This window comes from Variovorax sp. 01T439_2 (genome assembly GCF_056398445.1).
In genome coordinates, this window is record NZ_JBFTPJ010000685.1 from 1 (window position 1) to 3239 (window position 3239).

The following is a 3239-nucleotide window of genomic DNA, read 5'->3' on the forward strand; positions in this document are numbered from 1 at the left end:
GTCGCTGCGCGACAGCCGCATCACGCAGGAGGGCGTCTTCGTGCTGAAGGCGCAGCAGCACCGCACGCAGGAAATGAACCGCGCCGATGCGCTCGCGCGGCTGCAGGAGGTGGTCGACAGCGTGGCCACGCCGCCGCGCGTGCGGCGCGCCACCAAGCCCACCTACGGTTCGAAGCAGCGCCGGCTCGAAGGCAAGAGCCAGCGCTCGCAGATCAAGAACCTGCGCGGGCCGGTGCGGGACTGACCGGCTGGCTGGCCGGCGCTTAAGGCCCCGCTAAGGCGGCGGACACCGGCCGCAAGCACAATGGACAGCATGAGAGCCTTCTTCCGCCGCGCTTTGCCGGCCTTCCTGCTGGCGCTGGGGGCCGCTGCCCTGGCGGGCTGCGGGCCGGCCGCGGGCAGCGGCGCAGCGCCGGCGGGTGCCGTGCAGGAACTCAAGTGGGAAGCGCTCGTTCCCAAGGATTGGGACCCGACCAAGCGCTACCGCAACCTGAGCCTGGAGTCGCTGCGCGACAACGACCCGCGCGCGATCCAGATGCTGGACGAGATGCGCGCCGTCTGGGACAACGCGCCGGTCAACGTGGCGCTCGACGGCACGGCGGCGCGCCTGTCGGGTTTTGTCGTTCCGCTGGACAACACGCAGGGCGGCATCCGCGAGTTCCTGCTGGTGCCTTACTTCGGCGCCTGCATCCACACCCCGCCGCCGCCCGCCAACCAGATCGTGCACGTGGTCGCGGCCGATACCGTGAAGGGCCTGCATGCGATGGACACGGTGCACGTGAGCGGCCTGCTGAAGGCGGCGCGCTATTCCTCCGTGGACATGGGCGTGAGCGGCTACGAGATCAAGTCGGCCTCGGTGGAGCCTTTCGTCACGGCGCGCTGACGTGTTCAGCCGCCGTCGTCGCCCTCCGGCACCGGCAGCGGCGGAACTTCGGCCTGCTGCTGCGTCAGCGCCGCCAGCGCCTCGCCGTCGGTGCGGTAGCTGAACAGCATCGGCCCCGGCGCGAGCAGGCCAGCGCGCTCCAGCACCTGCATGGCCGGCAGCTTCAGGCCGCTCAGGTGCAGGCGTACGCCCTTGGCTTCCATCATCCGGCGGATCGAGCCGAACACTTCGGCGCCCGTGATGTCGATGCGGTTGATGGGCTGCGCAAAAAGGCACACGTCGGTGAGTTCGGGGCGCTCGGCCAGCGCGGTCGTGAGCGCGCGTTCGAGCGTGGAGGCCGAGGCGAAGTCGAGCTCGGCATCCATGCGCAGCGCATAGAGCTGTGGTGCCAGCGGCGGCAGCTTCCATAGCTTGCGGTCGCGCAGGCTGCCGTCGGGATGCAGGCCCACCTCGATGATGCGCGGATGCAGGTGGCGGTACATGTAATGCGCCAGGCTCGCGAGCAGGCCGCCCAGCACGCCCCAGTAGATGCTCGGCGCCGTGGCAATGGTCAGCACGAAGGTGCCGAACGAAATGCCCGCCTCGATGCGCGACACGCGCCAGAGCGCGACGAAGCTCGCCGGCTTGACCAGCCCCAGGATGGCCGTGATCACCACCGCCGCCAGCACCGCCTGCGGCACGTGATAGAGCAGCGGCATCAGCCACAGCAGCGCGCCGGCCACCACCACCACGCTGAACAATGTGGCCCACCCGGTCTGGGCGCCCGCATACAGCGTGATGGCCGAGCGCGAGAACGAGGAACTGGTGGGAAAGGCGCCCGTGAAGCCCGAGGCCAGCTTGGCCAGGCCCTGGCCGATCAGGTCCTGGTTTTCGTTCCAGAGCGTGCCGGCGCGGGCATTGTCGACCTTGGCGCTCGACGCGGTTTCGAGAAAGCTCACGAGCGTGATCATCAGCGCGGGCAGCACCAGCGCGCTGAATGTGCTCAGCGGCAGCAGGCCTGGCCAGTAGAAGGACGGCAGGCCCGAGGGCAGGCTGCCCACCACGGCCCCGCCGCGCAGTGCGTAGTCGATGCTCCAGCTGATGGCCGCGGCGCCCGCCACCAGCGCCATGGTGGTCGGGAAGCGCGGCGCGAGCCGCTTGCCGAGCCACAGCACGGCGATGCTGCCGAGCCCGAAGGCGATGGCGATCAGGTCCGGCGGCGGCCCGCCCTGCAGCACCTGGGGAAGGGTGCGCCCCGTGAAGCCGAGCAGCGCCGGCAGCTGCGAGATGGCGATCAGCACCGCCGCGCCCTGCGTGAAGCCGATCAGCACCGGCGAGTTGACCAGCCGCAGCAGCCAGCCGAAGCGCCCGATGCCCAGCGCGATCTGGATCGCGCCCGACATCAGCGTGAGCCACACCGCCATTTCCACCCATTCGGCGCTGCCGGGCACCGCCAGCGGCGCGAGCGATGCGCCCACCAGCAGGCTGGTGAGCGCCGTGGGCCCGACCGACAGCCGCTGCGACGAGCTGAAGATCACCGCGATGAGCGCCGGGAACAGCGCCGCATACACGCCGGTGACCAGCGGCATGCCCGCCAGCGCGGCATAGGCCACGCCCTGCGGAAGCACCATCAGCGCCACCGTGATGCCCGCCATGGCCTCGTTGCGCAGCAGCGCCGCGGACGGACGGGGCCAGGCCAGGCAGGGAACCCAGCGCGCGATGCGCTGGCGCAGGGAGGAAGAAGCGGAGGAGGGGGTGGCTGCCGGATTCATGGATGGTGGGTGGCTTGCTGGCGATTGTCCTGCGCCACCGCAGAGGGAAACCTGCGCGGCCATTCGGGCCGCGCGCATGGGAGAACGGCTAGACCAGCGAGCTCGCGTTCTTGAGCACGTAGTCGCAGGCTTTTTCCTTCACCTTCGAGGAGAGCATCTTCAAGTTGAGCGTCTTGCCGTCGCCGCCCTTGAGCAGCCCCTTGGCGCCGCTCGCGAAGCCGGTTTCCTGCTGCTTCTGGCCGGTGATCCTGGCCAGCAGCTTGTCCTTCACCGAGGCCGCGTCGCCGCCCAGGTAGTTGTTCTTGACGCAGTACTGCAGCACGCCGGCCGCATTGCCCATGGTGCTGGAGCCGATCGCGGGCATCTTGAAGCCGAGGTTCTCGCCGAGGGCAGCGCCGCCGCCCGAGGAGCCCATCTGGTCCTTGAGCTTGCCGAGCAGGTCCGACTGGGCCGAGGCCGAGACACTGGCCGCAACCAGCGCGATGGAAATCAGTGCGGTGCGAAAACGCATGATGACGAACTCCCGTTTGTCGAGGTGATTGAATGAAGATTCCATCGTCAGCATACCCCCGACGGAACCCCGGTTTCACGCGCGGCGGAAGAGC

The 3239-nt window shown here is 69.3% G+C and carries 4 protein-coding genes; 2 read left to right on the forward strand and 2 right to left on the reverse strand.

Annotation, left to right across the window (positions count from 1 at the left end; all coding sequences use genetic code 11):
• On the forward strand, nt 1-244 hold a 244-nt coding region (locus AC1DOC_RS25885; protein ID WP_478130771.1), incomplete at its 5' end, for an aminoacyl-tRNA hydrolase.
• A 60-nt stretch (nt 245-304) separates the two neighbouring features.
• On the forward strand, nt 305-883 hold the full coding sequence (locus tag AC1DOC_RS25890) for a DUF3299 domain-containing protein (RefSeq protein ID WP_012746980.1): 579 nt from the start codon (nt 305-307) through the stop codon (nt 881-883).
• A gap of 5 nt (nt 884-888) precedes the next feature.
• Here the strand turns inward: AC1DOC_RS25890 and AC1DOC_RS25895 are convergent, their stop codons facing one another.
• On the reverse strand, nt 889-2634 hold the full coding sequence (locus tag AC1DOC_RS25895) for a SulP family inorganic anion transporter (protein WP_012746981.1): 1746 nt from the start codon (nt 2632-2634) through the stop codon (nt 889-891).
• Between the two features lie 88 nt (nt 2635-2722).
• Nucleotides 2723-3145, reverse strand: a complete 423-nt coding sequence (locus AC1DOC_RS25900) for a DUF2501 domain-containing protein (protein WP_026283808.1) — start codon at nt 3143-3145, stop codon at nt 2723-2725.
• Nucleotides 3146-3239 lie beyond the last annotated feature (94 nt).